Annotated in this window: 15 protein-coding genes; 9 read left to right on the top strand and 6 right to left on the bottom strand. The window is 49.9% G+C overall.

Annotation, left to right across the window (positions count from 1 at the left end; translation table 11 throughout):
* Positions 1-8: 8 nt before the first annotated feature.
* From RDN79_RS09520 to RDN79_RS09495, 6 genes are read left to right on the top strand one after another with little or no spacing between them, the layout of a single operon-like run.
* Entirely contained in the window at positions 9-968 is a 960-nt protein-coding gene (locus RDN79_RS09520) for a GNAT family N-acetyltransferase (RefSeq protein WP_308573200.1), read from the top strand.
* A gap of 7 nt (positions 969-975) precedes the next feature.
* On the top strand, positions 976-1,614 hold the full coding sequence (locus RDN79_RS09515) for a PIG-L deacetylase family protein (protein WP_298548815.1): 639 nt from the start codon (positions 976-978) through the stop codon (positions 1,612-1,614).
* Positions 1,615-1,628: 14 nt separating this feature from the next.
* Positions 1,629-2,945: a polysaccharide deacetylase family protein gene (locus tag RDN79_RS09510; RefSeq protein WP_298548818.1), complete on the top strand. Its 1,317-nt coding sequence runs from the start codon at positions 1,629-1,631 to the stop codon at positions 2,943-2,945.
* Complete coding sequence (locus RDN79_RS09505; RefSeq protein WP_298548820.1) at positions 2,942-4,183, top strand: glycosyltransferase; 1,242 nt, start codon at positions 2,942-2,944, stop codon at positions 4,181-4,183. The genes RDN79_RS09510 and RDN79_RS09505 overlap by 4 nt, the downstream gene beginning before the upstream one ends.
* Positions 4,184-4,188: 5 nt before the next feature.
* Complete coding sequence (locus tag RDN79_RS09500) at positions 4,189-5,319, top strand: glycosyltransferase (protein WP_308573181.1); 1,131 nt, start codon at positions 4,189-4,191, stop codon at positions 5,317-5,319.
* A complete protein-coding gene (locus RDN79_RS09495; RefSeq protein WP_298548825.1) occupies positions 5,306-6,343 on the top strand; it encodes a hypothetical protein in 1,038 nt (345 codons plus the stop codon). Before RDN79_RS09500 ends, RDN79_RS09495 begins: the two co-directional genes overlap by 14 nt.
* Here the strand turns inward: RDN79_RS09495 and RDN79_RS09490 are convergent.
* Positions 6,227-6,667 (bottom strand): 2-amino-4-hydroxy-6-hydroxymethyldihydropteridine diphosphokinase, encoded by a 441-nt coding sequence (locus RDN79_RS09490; RefSeq protein WP_308573180.1) that lies wholly within the window; start codon positions 6,665-6,667, stop codon positions 6,227-6,229. The genes RDN79_RS09495 and RDN79_RS09490 overlap by 117 nt on opposite strands.
* Positions 6,668-6,798: 131 nt before the next feature.
* Here RDN79_RS09490 and feoB point away from each other — a divergent pair, with 131 nt between their 5' ends.
* The 3 genes from feoB (at position 6,799) to RDN79_RS09475 (ending at position 10,900) form a co-directional block, all read left to right on the top strand.
* Complete coding sequence (gene feoB / locus RDN79_RS09485) at positions 6,799-9,276, top strand: ferrous iron transport protein B (RefSeq protein ID WP_298548828.1); 2,478 nt, start codon at positions 6,799-6,801, stop codon at positions 9,274-9,276.
* Between the two features lie 204 nt (positions 9,277-9,480).
* On the top strand, positions 9,481-10,509 hold the full coding sequence (locus RDN79_RS09480) for an FAD:protein FMN transferase (RefSeq protein WP_298548830.1): 1,029 nt from the start codon (positions 9,481-9,483) through the stop codon (positions 10,507-10,509).
* A 10-nt stretch (positions 10,510-10,519) separates the two neighbouring features.
* Positions 10,520-10,900, top strand: a complete 381-nt coding sequence (locus tag RDN79_RS09475; RefSeq protein ID WP_298548832.1) for a hypothetical protein — start codon at positions 10,520-10,522, stop codon at positions 10,898-10,900.
* Here RDN79_RS09475 and RDN79_RS09470 read toward each other — a convergent pair.
* The 5 genes from RDN79_RS09470 to RDN79_RS09450 all read right to left on the bottom strand — a co-directional run bounded on the left by RDN79_RS09470 (position 10,897) and on the right by RDN79_RS09450 (position 15,825).
* Positions 10,897-13,281, bottom strand: a complete 2,385-nt coding sequence (locus RDN79_RS09470) for a TIM-barrel domain-containing protein (RefSeq protein ID WP_298548835.1) — start codon at positions 13,279-13,281, stop codon at positions 10,897-10,899. The two genes, RDN79_RS09475 and RDN79_RS09470, sit on opposite strands and share 4 nt — an antisense overlap.
* A 91-nt stretch (positions 13,282-13,372) precedes the next feature.
* The gene (locus tag RDN79_RS09465; protein ID WP_298548837.1) at positions 13,373-13,963 is read right to left on the bottom strand and encodes a Maf-like protein; all 591 of its coding nucleotides are present in this window, start codon (positions 13,961-13,963) and stop codon (positions 13,373-13,375) included.
* A 23-nt stretch (positions 13,964-13,986) separates the two neighbouring features.
* The gene (locus RDN79_RS09460) at positions 13,987-14,508 is read right to left on the bottom strand and encodes an HAD family hydrolase (RefSeq protein WP_298548839.1); all 522 of its coding nucleotides are present in this window, start codon (positions 14,506-14,508) and stop codon (positions 13,987-13,989) included.
* Entirely contained in the window at positions 14,501-15,268 is a 768-nt protein-coding gene (locus tag RDN79_RS09455; protein ID WP_298548841.1) for a Rossmann-like and DUF2520 domain-containing protein, read from the bottom strand. The genes RDN79_RS09460 and RDN79_RS09455 overlap by 8 nt, the downstream gene beginning before the upstream one ends.
* Positions 15,265-15,825, bottom strand: coding sequence for a nitroreductase family protein (locus tag RDN79_RS09450; protein ID WP_298548843.1), 561 nt, complete (start codon positions 15,823-15,825; stop codon positions 15,265-15,267). Before RDN79_RS09450 ends, RDN79_RS09455 begins: the two co-directional genes overlap by 4 nt.
* Positions 15,826-15,975: the final 150 nt, after the last annotated feature.

The following is a 15,975-nucleotide window of genomic DNA, read 5'->3' as shown; positions in this document are numbered from 1 at the left end:
AATCATCCATCGACATGAAAGACAAATACCATTTGCTTTGTAAGACAGAAACCAGTATTCCCATCTTCTCACGTGACTGGTGGCTCGATACGGTTTGTGGCAAAGACAAATGGGAAGTCTTGCTGGTTGAAGAGAAAGAGAGGATCAGGGCTGCAATGCCTCTTTATATCCCCCGGCAGGGAATCGTCTCGATGCCCCCTTACACACAGACGATGGGACCGTGGTTCGCACCGGAATCCGAAGATACCAAATACACCAAAGCATTAGGTCGCCGGCAAACTTTATGCAAGCAACTGCTCAACGCGCTCGAACCCTATCCGCATTTCCTGCAAAATTTCCATTACGGAATCACAGACTGGCTTCCTTTTTACTGGGAAGGTTACCGGCAGACAACACGCTACACCTATCTGCTGAAGGATATCCGGAACACGGAAGCAATGCTGGAAAATATGAGTTCCAACACTCGCCGGAATATCATAAAAGCCAGAGACAAATACCGTATCACGGTAAAAAAAGGCATTTCCATCGAAGAATTCTTACAGGTACAGGCACAAACGTTCGAGCGTCAGCAGGTCATAAATAAAGAAGATACGGAAATACTGACCCGGCTGATCGACACCTGCCGCAAACGGGAGCAGGGAGATTTATGGGGCGGTTATGACGAACAAGGACGTTTGCATGCTGCCGCTTTTGTCGTCTGGCAAGAAAGTTCCGCCTGGTATCTGGCCGGTGGAGGAGATCCGGCTCTTCGGGAGTCGGGAGCACATAGCCTAATATTGTGGGAATGTATCCGTTACGTTTCACTATTCACAAACGTATTCGACTTCGAAGGTTCTATGATTCCGGGAGTCGAACGTTTTTTCCGTGAATTCGGTGCAATTCAAACCCCCTTCTTCACAATAACCAAAGGAAAATTAAGTTTATTAAATAGGGCCTGTTTAAAAATAGGAAGGATAATAAACAGATAGATAATTTATGATACTGAACAGCTATAATGATATACTGGTTTTGGCTCCCCATACGGACGACGGGGAATTGGGACTGGGGGGGACCATAAGCAAACTGATCGAATTGGGAAAGAAGGTGACCTATGTCGCTTTTTCGACCGCCCAGCAGTCCGTGCCCGAAGGTTTTCCGAAAGATGTTTTGAAGACGGAAGTCAGAAAAGCAACCGCCCAATTGGGGATATCGCCTGAAAACCTCATCATCTACAATTACGAAGTCCGCAAACTCGGATATGTCCGGCAGGAGATATTGGAAGAACTGATCCGCCTAAAAAAAGCAAACAGCTTTGACCTCGTCTTCATTCCAAGCCTGCACGACATTCACCAGGACCATACGACGATCGCCCAAGAAGGCCTACGCGCTTTCAAGAACACGACATTGCTGGGCTACGAGTTGATTTGGAACAATCTGACATTTAACACGCAATGCTTCGTCGAACTAAACAGGGAGCACATCCAGGCCAAAGTCGAAGCATTAAAAGCATACGAATCACAAGGAGCACGCGACTACCTATCCGAAGAGTTCATCTTTTCGCTGGCAAAAACACGCGGCGTACAAGCCGGCTGTCCTTATGCAGAAGCATTCGAGGTGGTCCGCCTGTTCCTGTAAAGCTGTAAGACAGTATGAAAGCCGTTATTTCTTATATCATCAAATTCCTGATAGGAGGAGAAAAAGCCGGTGCGCTGAGCAGCCTTGTCGGTTACACATCGGACCCGAACGAATTCTCCCGCTATCGCGTAGTCATCATCCCCTCCCCTTTCTTTCGGGATGAAGTTTACGGGACAGCCGAGTCCATGCCCAAACTGCCACTGGAAGAGATAGAAGGCGTACCACTGCTTTTCGGTTCTTCCAAAACAGAATGGAAAGGCGATATTTGGGTGGTGCATTCCGACATCATCGCCAGCGCCTATTTCCTGCTCACGCGATATGAAGAAATACGGAAACGGAACATACGGGACATCCACGGCCGCTTCCCCGGAAAAGAGTCCCTGCCCTTTAAAGCCGGATTCATCCATCGTCCGGTAGTCGACGAATACGGCAGGTTGTTGCGCCGTTGGTTACGCCAGGCACGTGTACAGTCGGCCGTCGAACCGGCCCCACGCATACAAAAAGTATGGCTGACGCACGATGTGGATGCACCTTTCTTTTGCCGGACTTTCCGCAACCTGATACGGGAAACGGTGAAAGGCACAGGACTGAAACAAGCCTGGAAGATGTTTCACGGTCCGTTACAGGAAGATCCGTTCTACACATTCCCCTGGCTCCTAAAACAACAAAACGAATTAAAGGCGGCTATCGGAAAAGACCGTTGCGAATCCCTGTTCTTTATCAAGTCAGGCGGTTCATCCGTTTACGACAAGCCTCACTATAAACTGTATTCGAAAGATTTACAAGAGCTATTGCTCCTTTTTAAAACCGAAAATGCAGGGATCGGGCTGCATGCCAGTTACGATGCCGGCAAGACTCCGGCACTCATCTCAACGGAAAAAGAATTGCTGGAGAGACAGACCGGAAAATCCGTCATTTACAACCGGCATCATTATCTGGCCTCACGCGAACCGGAAGATATGGCATGGCTGGAAAAAGCAGGAATTACGGACGATTTCACGATGGGCTATCCGGACGTTGCCGGTTTTCGCCTCGGCACTTCCCGTCCGGTCCATTGGATTAATCCGGAGAACAAACGCATCTCGCCACTTCTCCTCCACCCGCTGGCTATTATGGAATGCAGCCTGAACGAACCGGTTTATATGAATCTCGGCTATGCGGATGCGCTTGCCTGCTCGATGCAACTTGCCAAACAGGTGGCACGTGCCAACGGCGAACTGGTGTTGCTCTGGCATAACGACTCCGTCACCACCCGGATCAAACCGAATGTCTCTGTCGACTGGCAACGAAAACTATTCGCCGCCCTCATTGAAGAACTGATAAAATCATGAAGATACTGATATTATGTGATATGTTTCCTCCTGCATTCGGACCGCGAATGGGCTATTTATGCAAATATATGAAGCGGGCCGGATGGGAACCTATCGTTGTCACCGAGCAAATCGATGACGACACTTTTTCTTTCCTGAAGGGAGAAACGCCTGTCACGTATGTGAACTTCTTTCGTGGCAAAGGGAAAATCAGACAGAAGTTAGAGTGGATATGCGTATTCATACTCGACTACTTTTTCCATTATAAAGACAAGAAGATGGCAAAAGCCGCCTCTGGCCTGCTGGAAGAAGGAAGTTACGACGGAATCCTGTGCAGTTCATACCGGGCGTTCCCCCTGCCGGCCGCCCGGTACGTAGCGGAGAAACATCATCTGCCGTTAGTGATCGACTTGCGGGATATAGTCGAGCAATATGCCTCCAACGAATATATCGCCCACAGCTTCCGCACCTTTCCCTGGCTGGACAGGAAGATCACGGCGGCATTCCGTCGTAAGCTGTTACAGGACAGAAACGACGCGCTGAGAAAGGCAGACCGGGTCACGACCATTTCCCCCTGGCACGTGGAAAAACTCAAAACATACAATCCCGACACGGAGTTGGTTTACAACGGCTACGATCCGGAACTCTTCTATCCGGAACAGCACCGGACCTCCCAATTCGTCATCACCTATACCGGACGTTTGATCAGCCTGGCGACACGTGACCCCCGGTTGCTATTCGAGGCCGTCGGCCGGTTGGATCGTGAAAAGCTCATCGATCCGGACAGGTTCCGCATCCAATGGTATGTCGACGCCGGATCAAAAGCGATCATCATGCAGGCCGCCGCCGCTTACCCGGTCGCCCGATATATGGATTTTTTCGGGTATGTTCCCGCCTCCGAGATCCCCGGCGTGCTGAACCGCAGTTCCATCCTGCTGCAACTCGCCAATACCTTTGCCTCCGACGGGCCCAAAGGATTTATGACGACGAAGCTTTTCGAATCGATGGCTGTCGAAAAACCGTTGCTCTGCGTAAGGAGTGACGAAAGTTGCCTCGAAGCCACCATCCGGGAAACCCGTTCAGGGCTGGCAGCCCGGACGGCCGAAGAGGCCTATCGTTTTATCCTGCACCATTACCAGTTCTGGCAGGCTAACGGATATACGCACGTAGATACGGACAAAAAAGCCGTGGAACGTTTCTCCCGTAAAAAACAAGCTGAACAATTTATGTGTATCTTTACACGGCTAAACAGCAAATGACAGATATGGAAAGGCACCTGAACATCATAGCTTTCAATATTCCCTGGCCTGCCAACTACGGGGGGATCATCGATGTATATTATAAGATGAAGGCTCTGCACCACTGCGGTGTAAAGATCATTTTACACTGTTTCGAATACGAGCGTGCGCATTCGCCCGAACTGGAAGCCGTCTGCGAAAAGGTATTTTATTACAAACGGCACACGGGGCTGCGTAGCAATATGACCCTGCTGCCTTATAACGTTTACAGCCGCAAGCATCCTGAACTGATTGCCAATCTGCTGAAGAACGATTACCCGATCCTGTTCGAAGGGCTCCATTGCTGCTATTACATAAACGATCGGCGACTGCAAAACCGGAAAAAAATCTACCGGGAAGCGAATATCGAACATGACTATTATTGTCACCTGGCCCAGGCGGAAAGCCATCCGATCAGGAAAAATTTCTTCCGGATAGAGGCCTGGCGATTCAAGCATTATCAGAAAATACTGAAACATGCGGACTTGATTATCGCCGTGTCGGCAACCGATGCCGATTACCTCCGACGACAATTTCCCGACAAGCCGGTCGAGTTCATACCTTGCTTCCACACCAACGACCAGATCACGGTGAAGCCGGGTTCTTCCGATTTCATCCTCTATCATGGCAAACTATCCGTGATCGAGAATACGCAAGCGGCCCTCTTCCTCATCCGGAACGTGTTCAGCAAACTAAATTGCCGTTGCATCATTGCCGGCATGAACCCGCCAGCTTCTTTGTTGAAAGCGGCAGCTCCCTATCCGAATGTGCATATCGAAGCCAATCCGCCGGAAGAACTGATGAACAAGTTGATACGCGATGCACAAATACATCTCCTGATCACTTTCCAGGCGACCGGATTGAAACTTAAACTGCTGAACAGCCTGTTTGCCGGACGTCATACAGTGGTCAACCGGCTGATGACAGCAGGCAGCGGACTGGAGCAGCTCTGCCATATCGCCGACACTCCGGACGAAATGATCCGCATTTGTCGGGAATTGATGCATACCGATACGACCCCGGAGCTGATCGAACAGCGCCGCGACTTTCTTTATCCGACTTATTCCAATCAATATCAAGGCGAACACCTAAACAATCTTATTTATGGAGACAGATAATACATTGAAAATCCTAACGGATTTTGAACGGAAAATAATAGAGACCGATTTCGATCAACTGCCGATCAGCGACTATAACAAAAAATATATAGCCGGCCTAAAATCAGCTAATTGCTACTACATAAACATATACGCTCTTGTTCGGGTCGCCGTGAAATCGATCTCGCCATTGAAAGAAGAAGAGCTTATCATGGTAGATTATGGAGGCGGCTGCGGTTTTTTCAGCATTTTGATGAAAATGTTCGGAGTCCGCAAGGTCATTTACATCGACCGGAATCCCGACTCCGTAAAGACAGTAGAAGAGGTAAGTAAAGCATTCGGAACCGGGCCGGACGTGATCATTTGCGGCGATTCGCCCGAACTGATCGCATGGTGCCGAGAGAATCATGTAAAGCCGCACTTTGTCGTCGGGCTTGATGTGATCGAACATATTTACAACCTCCGACATTTCTTCGCCGACATCTCCTCGCTCAATGAAAATTTAGGTTTGGTCTTCATGACCGGCTCCAACCCGATGAATTTCTGGAAATGCAGAAAACTCAGGAAAGAGATGGATGCCTATGAAAAAGGGAATGCCGTCACTCCGAACTATTATACCAAAAGACTGGAGTTCATCAAACGGACCCATCCGGAAATGGAGGAAAGCAAAGCCCATGAATATGCAGCCATCACCCGCGGAATGAACTACGAGGATATCCGGTATTTTATCAAATCGGACAACTACAGCGGGACAGCTGCTGCAACGTTAACCGGCTATCAGGACGAGCACAATACCTGCGACCCGGAAACCGGCAATTATATGGAACGCATCCTCCCTCTAAAGGAATATTGTCTCCATCTGTCAGATAAGAAAGACGGATTGTTCCTTATACAATTGGGGTTCTACAACCCTTTCGGGAAAAACAAGCTAAAGAGACTGTGTGCCAGAATCATGAATAAACTGATCATACACACCGACACTTGGGGAATACGCATCGCTCCTTTCATCATCATGGCATCCATCCGCAACAGAACGGAAGAGTAGTTGCACATACTCCTTTTCCCAATCGGCAGGTTTCAGGATCGTTCCATTCCAAAGAAGCAGGTCTATATCGATCGGAATTTCCCCTTTTCGTTTGCTGTCCGGCATACGTCCCAATTGTTTTTCCATTCCTTTCAAAGCCTGCCTCACCCCTTCCAGCGGAACATCCGTACCGGCGATGGCCACCTGGTTGAGGAACAAGCCGGAACCGGGCAAACCTACCGGCTTCGTGTAAGCCGCTTCGGAGAACCGGACCGAGCCGAAATAGGCGAGCAACAGCTCATCCGCCGACTTCAGATTCGCCTCGCAATCCGTATTAGACCCCAAACATAATATAACCTTGTTCCGCATAGTCGTATATTAAAGCTTTTACGGCAGCAAAACTAACAAAAAATACCTACAATACGGTATTGACCATATTGCCATTTCATGCTACCTTTGCACAAGATTAAAAAAAGATGAGACTATCAGAACTTCGCACAGGAGAAAAAGGGGTTATAGTAAAGGTAATGGGACGCGGAGCCTTCCGCAAGCGCATTATCGAAATGGGATTTATCAGAGGGAAAGAGGTCGACGTCATCCAGAACGCACCGCTTAAAGACCCTATACACTATCGTGTAATGGGGTATGACGTTTCGCTGAGACGAAACGACGCGCAAATGATAGAAGTCGTCAGTGCGGCCGAATTCGCAGAAGCCGGAACCGGGCAACCGGAAAACCGCCCGGTCGACTCCTACATCCAAACATCCGGCAAGAGCTTGCAGGCCATGGCGATGCACAAAGGCAAGACCATCAATGTCGCATTGGTCGGAAACCCCAATTGCGGTAAGACATCTTTATTCAATTTCGCCTCCGGCGCACACGAGCATGTCGGCAACTACAGTGGCGTGACCGTCGACGCCAAAGCCGGGACATTCCATCAGAACGGATACACCTTCAAGATCGTAGACCTGCCGGGGACCTATTCCCTATCGGCCTACACGCCTGAAGAGCTCTACGTCCGCAAGCATCTGAATGAAGAACAGCCGGATGTCGTGATCAATGTTGTCGACGCTTCCAACCTGGAACGCAACCTGTACCTGACCTGCCAGCTGATCGACATGGACGTGCGCATGGTAATCGCCCTCAACATGTACGACGAACTGGAACGGCACGGAAATAAGTTCGACCATAACTCGCTATCAAGGATGATCGGTACGCCGATCGTCCCAACCATCAGTAAGACCGGATTCGGTATCGAAGAACTTTTCAACCGCGTCATAAAGGTCTACGAAGAAGAAGATCCCGTGCTCCGTCATATCCATATCAACTATGGCGATGTACTGGAAAAGGCCATTTATCCGGTAAGGCATGCTTTGAAACTGAACGGGAACGTCCCCAAAAGCCTTTCCAAGCGCTACCTTGCCATCAAGTTGCTCGAAGGGGATCCGGAAGTGGAATCGTTCGTAAAGTCAATGCCCGGTTCCCAAGCTGTCCTTCAGGAACGCGACCGCAATGTCGCTCAAATAGAAACCCTTCTGAAAGAAGATTGTGAGACAGCCTTCACCAATGCCCGTTACGGTTTTATTTCCGGCGCACTGCGTGAGACCTACGAGCAAAACAAAATAAAAGAAGCGACGAGCACCCAGATCATCGATCTGTTCGTAACCCATAAAGTGTTGGGGTTCCCGATCTTCATCCTTTTCATGTGGATCATGTTCGAAACCACTTTCCGCCTGGGAGAATACCCGATGGAATGGATCGAATCGTTTGTAGGCTGGATCGGAGAGTTCGTACGTGGAAACATGAGCGAAGGCCCGTTGAAGGATTTGCTGGTCGATGGCATTATAGGAGGCGTGGGAGGCGTTATCGTATTCCTGCCCAACATATTGATACTGTATGCCTTCATTTCTTTTATGGAAGATTCCGGCTACATGGCGCGCGCCGCTTTCATCATGGACAAGATCATGCATAAGATGGGGCTGCACGGCAAATCGTTTATCCCGCTTGTGATGGGCTTCGGTTGCAACGTGCCGGCCATCATGGCATCCCGCACGATCGAAAGCCGCAACAGCCGGATGATCACCATGCTGGTAAACCCGTTGATGAGTTGCAGCGCCCGGCTTCCGGTGTATGTCCTGCTGACAGGCGCATTCTTCCCGCAGACGGCCGGAACGGTCATGCTGATCCTCTATGCTTCGGGCATCCTGCTTGCCGTCCTGATGGCACGCCTGTTCAAGCGCTTCCTCTTCAATGACGAAGATGTGCCTTTCGTGATGGAACTTCCCCCCTACCGCATGCCGACAGGAAAGTCGATCATGATTCACATGTGGGAAAAAGCCAAGCAATACCTGCACAAGATGGGGGGAGTCATCCTGGTTGCTTCCATCATCATCTGGTTCTTGGGATATTTCCCCCGCCACTCGGAAAACGGCGATGCTTTCGACAAACAGATCGCCGAAGTGGAACAGTCCGATACAACCCCGGAAGACAAAGCGGAAACTATCGCCGAGCTGGAACGCCTGAAATCGATGGATCATCAGCAGGCATCCTATATCGGCCGCATCGGCCAGGCCATACAACCGGCACTCCATCCACTGGGTTTCGACTGGAAGATGAGTGTCAGCCTGTTGACGGGCATGGCGGCCAAAGAAGTCGTCGTCAGCACGCTGAGCGTCTTATACACGGGAGAGTCGGATGACAGCCAGGTCCTGACCGAACGGTTGAAGCAGGATAAGAACGCCGAAGGGGAACCGGTCTTTACCCCTTTGATCGCACTGAGTTTCATGCTCTTTGTCCTGATCTATTTCCCTTGTATCGCTACGATATCGGCCATTGTCCACGAATCCGGTTCCTGGAAATGGGGGATATTCGTCATTATTTATACCTGTGTACTTGCGTGGGTCGTCTCATGCGTGGTCTACCAAACAGGTCATTTCTTCATAAATCTATTTTAATCATGTGGCAAGAAATAGCAGTTTCCATCATCGGCCTTATCGTCATTTTCTACATCGGAAGAAAAATATATAAATTCCTGGCACATCCCCCCAAAGCGAACGATCCTTGCCACGGATGTCCGGGGTGCGCACTAAAGGACAGAACCAAATAAATTTGTCTCTGCATTCGATTTGCATTATCTTTGTGGCCTAAACGACAAAAAGATGCATAAAAAAGTTTACTTACTGGCTATACTGGGGATTCTGGCCTTCGTTTCCTGCAAAGACAAAAAACAATATTACGAAGAAAGCGGCACCGTGTTTCATACCCTATACACGATCAAATATGAGGCGCCCCATATTTTAACGGATAAAATCGACGCCGAACTGCAAAAGTTCAACCTGTCCCTGAATCCTTTCAACCCCAATTCGATCATCGCGAAAGTGAATAATAACGAACCGGTGGAAGCGGACGAATGGTTTACGGAAGTATTCGACAAGGCGATGGAAGTCTCCCGCAATTCGGATGGTGTTTTCGATATCACTTGCGCCCCTTTAGTCAATCTCTGGGGATTCGGTTTCAGCAAGAAAGACAGTGTGACACCTGCCATGATCGACAGCCTCAAAACTTTTGTAGGCTACCGGAAAGTCCATCTGGAAGGCAAGAAAGTCGTGAAAGACGATCCCCGCCTGTTGCTGAACTGCTCCGCCATAGCCAAAGGATACTCTTGCGACGTGATTGCCCGCCTGCTTGAAAAGGAAGGGGTGGAGAACTATATGATTTTGATAGGCGGCGAAGTGGTGGTAAAAGGCGTCAACCAGAACGGCGTATGCTGGCGTACCGGCATCAACCTCCCCGAAGAAGATCCGGACGGCACCAAAAACAATTATGACGAAATCGTCCAGCTATGCAAAAAGGGAGCGATCGCCACTTCCGGCAATTACCGCAACTTTTACATCAAAGACGGTAAGAAATATGCCCATACGATCGATCCCCGTACCGGTTATCCTGCCGAACAGAGCGTTTTGAGCGCCACAATCGTGGCAGACGACTGCATGACAGCCGATGCCTACGCCACCGCATTTATGGCAATGGGACTGACAAAAGCCCGGCAAATGGCTGATTCCTTACCAGAGATCGAATACTATGTGATATATGCCGACGAGAACGGGAAGCACCAGATTGAATACTCGAAAGGGATGCTCCAATATCTGCCTAAACGGAAAACAATGATAAGCTCGGATAATTCCTGATTGATTAAATATGATAAGAAACGTCCTGGACCAGTTTGAGTGTAAAATAGGAAAAGCAGGCGAGATTTTATGTAATACGGATGACACCGGCAATGTCTTATTGTTCGTCTCTTCCGGAAAGTTGGTGATCTATAACAGGGACCAGATGCCGGTTGCCGATGTGGACGAAGGGCATTTTGTATTACTGCCTGCCGAAAAATCATTTCTTGCAACGGCCGTCACATCTACACGGCTCATACTCATGCATGCCGGTCCGCTTTCCGAAATGATAACAGACGACCCGGAATGGAATCCGGATCGTCCTGTGGTACTTCCTATTTGCCCGTCTTTAGCCAAAACCTTATACCTGATCGAATATTATCAAAATGAAGAGCGGAACGAACTGAACTAACGGAGCGTGGCTTTCACCAGCTCGTTATTTTCCTGGTGCAAACTGACGCGTACCTTGTGATCGTCGCCATACAGCCAGTCCGTTACCGGGATATCGTTGACCAGCACTTCCGACGGGCGTTGCGGGGCGTCGATCTCCAATTCGTATGTCCGCGCTTTGCACATACCGTCATATGCTCCTTCCACCGGGAAGACAGTGAACTCGACCTTCTGCCCGCTCTGCTTGCATTCGAAACGGGTGGCGGCAATCGCTCCGTTTTCATAATAATAGGTTTTACCGTCATCTTCATACATCGTATAGGAGGAGATATCTTTGGGGAATACTTTCACCATCAGGGTGTCCAACGGTTTCTCCCCGATGAATTGCATATCTTTCTGGAACGGTATGATCGCCCCTTCGCGAACGAACAGCAGCCCTGCACGGTTATCAGGTATCGCATGTCTGATTTCTTTTCCGCCGGCCAGCTTCTCGCCTGTCCAAAAGTCAAACCAGTTTCCTTTCGGCAAGTAGATCGAATCACTGAAGATACCGACCAGAAAACTCTGGCCGAACATATACTGGTAGACCATATCATCCGTCTTACGGTCATCAGGGAACATCAAAGGCATGGAGCGCACGATCGGCATACCCGTCTGTGCTCCCTCCAGTGCGGCCGAATAGATATAGGGCATCAGCGCATAACGCAACTTGACATACTCCCGGTACATCTTCTTCTCCTTTTCCGGAAAATAGAACGGCTGGTGCAGGGAATACCAGCTATTGATCTGTACCCACGGCAGGAAAAGGCCGAAATGCAGACTTTGCAACTCCTCGTCCTTGTTGACATTCATCACGTCGCAGGAGGTATTGAGGAAGCCGCTCATGCCGAGGTTCAACTGGTCGAACAATGCCGTACGCCCTCCTCCGTTGTCGCCGCTGGTGGACGCGCTCCAATGCTGCGTCCCCGACCAACCGGCGGTATAATGATGCCAGGAACGGAGTCCGGTGTGTCCACGCATCATCTTATACATCTGCTTCGGCAGAAGGACCTGGTTCAGGTTGTGCATCTCCTTGTCGGTATGTCCGTTGTAATACTTGAAATTCGGATGTTCGTCTATCGTACGTGCGGGGTCCATCTTGAAACCGTCCACGCCATTGTCCACGAAGTTCTTCAGATGATCCATCCAATACTCCTGCCCGGAAAGAGGCTTCCCCATCGCCTTTGCCAACGCATCCTCCTCCGGAACGCTCAGATCATACTCGATGCAAAGCCAAAGTCCCATGTGATAGCCCATCCCATGCAGGCGGCCGATCAGCAAACGATGGTTTTCTTTCTTCGGATAGCGGGTAGAATCCCAATAAGCCTCAGCCGAAAACTTCTGGTAGTTCCATTTCTTCTTGGTCGAGAAATCATAGCGTTTCTCCATCCATTGCGGTTCGAGCCAGAAAAGGTCGCAAGGGACACCCATCTCACGGAAACGCACGGCATCGTTCAGGATGTCGAACTGGTCTTCCAGCATATTCGGGCCGAAACACAACCCGTATGCATATTTCGGCAAGAGGTAAGGCCGACCGGTAATAGCCGTATAATCGTTGATCACATCGGGCATCGAATTGCCGAACATCAGGTAGAAATCCGCCTCGTCCGTCGTATTATAGATAGAGAAAACATCCGGCTGGTAGTTGCCGATATCGAAGAAGTTCTTCCGCGTCGTGTTATTGAAGATGCCCCAGTTTTCGGAACTGATCATAAAAGGCATCGGGATCTCGGTGTGCTGGTAAGTGGTCCACATGCGCAACAGTTCGCCCCGATGTTGGATATGGTCGCGGCTGGTACTGCCGCCGCCATAGAAACGCTCGCCGTCTTTCAGCGAGATCGAGAGGATACTGGTGTTCTTGTAATCGCCGGTTTCAGCCTGGTCTTTCATGCTTCCCGGATTTTTGTCGTCGCCGATGATCGTACCGTTATTGGGGACTTTCATGTCCTTGTATCTGGCATTGATCACTTCCCCCAGATCGGCACACAGCGGATCGGCAGAGGTGAGAAAGATTGCTTTCTCGATAACCACCCGGCCTTTCCGGTCGGAGACGGATATGGCGCCGGTCTTTTTATCGATTTTCAGCCGATAGGCGCCGGTCGAGACTTCAAACTGCTGTTTGTTGTCTTTTCGGGAGACAGGAACCGGCTCCCAATCCGTTTTAATAATCCCGTAACGTTGCATCAACGACTCGGAAAAGGTTGAACGAGGGGTGACCCGAATCCGGAATATTCCATCCGTACAGACTCCCACATTCATGTTCAGCCCGTTCTGCAAACGGACATCGAAGGATTGTTTCTCTCCTGCCGCAAATACGGATTGCAGGAAAAACAGGCATGCAAGCAAATAGTAGATCTTTTTCATGATACTTAAAAGTTAATACCACAAAAATAGGGACTTCCTATCGGCCTTACCTTCAATAAATCACCTTAAAACTTAGAATTTTGTCCAATCTTCAGAACTTCTTCAACTCCTGGTAAAGCAGCCTGACCGGCAACCCCATCACGTTATAGAAACTGCCGTTGATAGCCTCGACCGCCACATAGCCGATCCATTCCTGTATGCCGTAGCTGCCGGCTTTGTCGAACGGGCGGTACTTATCGACATAGTAGACGATCTCCTCCTCATCCAGGCCGGCAAAACTAACGGCCGACGAAGCGGAGAAGGAAACCGTTTTCTCCTTTGTCGTTATGCAAACGCCGGTAATCACCTCGTGTACGCGTCCGGACAGTTTCCGAAGCATCGCGATGGCATCCTCGCGACCTTTCGGTTTTCCTAAGATTTCACTGAAGGTCCACACGATCGTATCGGCCGTGATCAGCAGCTCGTCTGCCGACATGGAAGGGATGTAGGCTTCCGCCTTTTTCCCGGCAATATAGACCGGCACCTCATCCGGCCGCAGCGTTTCGGGAAAGGATTCGTCTATACCGGGGATCGTCTGTACTTCAAAGTCGATATCCAGCCCCGCCAGCAATTCGCGCCGCCGGGGAGAATTGGAGCCTAATACGATCTTATATCGGCTCAGGTTGGGGAGTATGTTTTTCATCGTTTTATTTTATCAGTCGGTTTCTACCAGCCGAAAGCCTCGTCACCCATCCAGTGGCCTTGGGCTTTCATGGTTTGTTCGATTACATCGCGGGCAACGCCGGCTCCCCCGTCTTTGTGGGAGATATATTTGGCGATACGCTTGATCTCAGGAGCCGCATCAGCGGGTGCTACAGGCAGGCCGACCATTGTCATCACTTCGTAGTCGGGGATATCGTCTCCGGCATACATGACCTCTTCGGGCTGCAAACCGGTCTTTTGCAAGAAATCCAGGTAGTCATGGACTTTTACGGCGCTTCTCATATAGATATGGGTAATGCCGAGACGCGAAAAACGGATCTGTACCGCTTCCGTATAGCCCCCGGTGATGATGGCAACGTGATAGCCTTTCTTGACGGCGAGCTGCAAGGCATAGCCGTCTTTTATATTGACGGTACGCATAGGATCGCCGTTCGGGTGCAACGGGATTACATCACAGGACAAAACGCCGTCTACATCAAAAACGAACGCCTTTATCTTACTCAGATCATAATTGATACTACTCATGTTGTGCCTCCTTATGTATGCTTTGGCTGATCAGCCGGTAGATCGACCGCATATCGGGATCGCCCAGCATAGCCAGATGTTTATTGATCACATTCTCATCGTACCGGATAGCCGGACCGGTCTGCGCCTCCCTTGGCGGCATCGTGTGTATCTTGGCTGCCGTCTCGTCGATAAGCGGCAGCAAGACATCGGCCGGTATATCCTGTTCCTGCAATAATTTAACAGCCAACGCATAAATATGGTTGGTGAAATTGCAGGCAAAGACAGCCGCCAGATGCAAACTTTTGCGTTTTTCGGAAGACAGGAAACGGACATTTCCCGAAAGCTTCTCCGCCAGCTGTTGCAACTTGCCGGCATTTCCGGGTGTGTTCGCTTCAAGGAAAAAAGGAATGGCGCTGAAGTCCACCTCTCGTGTTTTGCTGAATGTCTGCATCGGGTACATGACTCCGTAGTTGGCGGCATATCCGCTGAAAACGTCCATCGGCATGCTGCCTGCCGTATGCACCCACAAACCGTCGTTCGGCCTTATACGGGCAATCACATCCGCCAAAACCGTATCTTTGAGCGAAAAGACATACAGGTCGGCATCCGTCCCGACAGCTTCGGGGTCGGTCGTCCAGGGACAGCCCAACCGGACGGCAAGCTGCTGCGCGTTTTCCGGCGTATGGCTATACACCTGCCCGATCCGCATCCCTTTGCGATGCATTTCGAGTGACAGGCGCGTTGCCAGGTTTCCGGAGCCTAAAAAGATGATTTTCATGCTTCTTCCTGTTGGTTTTGGATTGGCATGCGGAAAGTTCCGAGATGAACCTTTTCCCATTGGAGGTGCGATTCGTCAAAAGGCTTACGTTCCTGGTCCTTATATCCGATGCCGATAATGGACAGGACTTCCAGCTGGTAAGGCACGTCGAGCAGGCCACGCACATACTGGGCGGCATCCGCATCGTCTTCCGTCTGCCGGTTGCGAATCTGGCACCAGCAGCTTCCCAATCCCAGGTCCTCGGCCTGCAATTGCATATAGATGGAAGCAATCGAAGCATCTTCCACCCAAACATCGCTTTCCATCACATTCGCCAGCACGACGACGGCCAAGGCGCAATCTTTCAGGAAAGCGGCTCCCGCCGGTTTGCATGTCGACAACTTGGCCAGCATCTCCTTGTCCTCCACGACTACAAACTGCCAGGGATTTTTCCGTTTGGACGCCGGTGCCATAAGAGCGGCTTTCAATATCATTTCCACCTGATCGGGATTCAGTAACTGGTCCGTGAACTTACGGGTACTTCTTCTGCTTTTTATTAATGTTGCGAAACTTTCCATGTATATTTTACTTTTATTGATTGCGATAGAAGAGACAAAGATAATTATTTAACAGATAATGAACGATTGTCCTGAAATAAAATGTATCATTCCCTCACGGCTCTTTCATTTAAAAAATAGACGAATATTGAAAATAAGGCTTATTTTATC

Origin of the sequence: uncultured Parabacteroides sp., assembly GCF_902493135.1 — a bacterium.
Lineage (GTDB): Bacteria > Bacteroidota > Bacteroidia > Bacteroidales > Tannerellaceae > Parabacteroides.
This window is presented reverse-complemented; position numbering and strand designations above follow the sequence as displayed.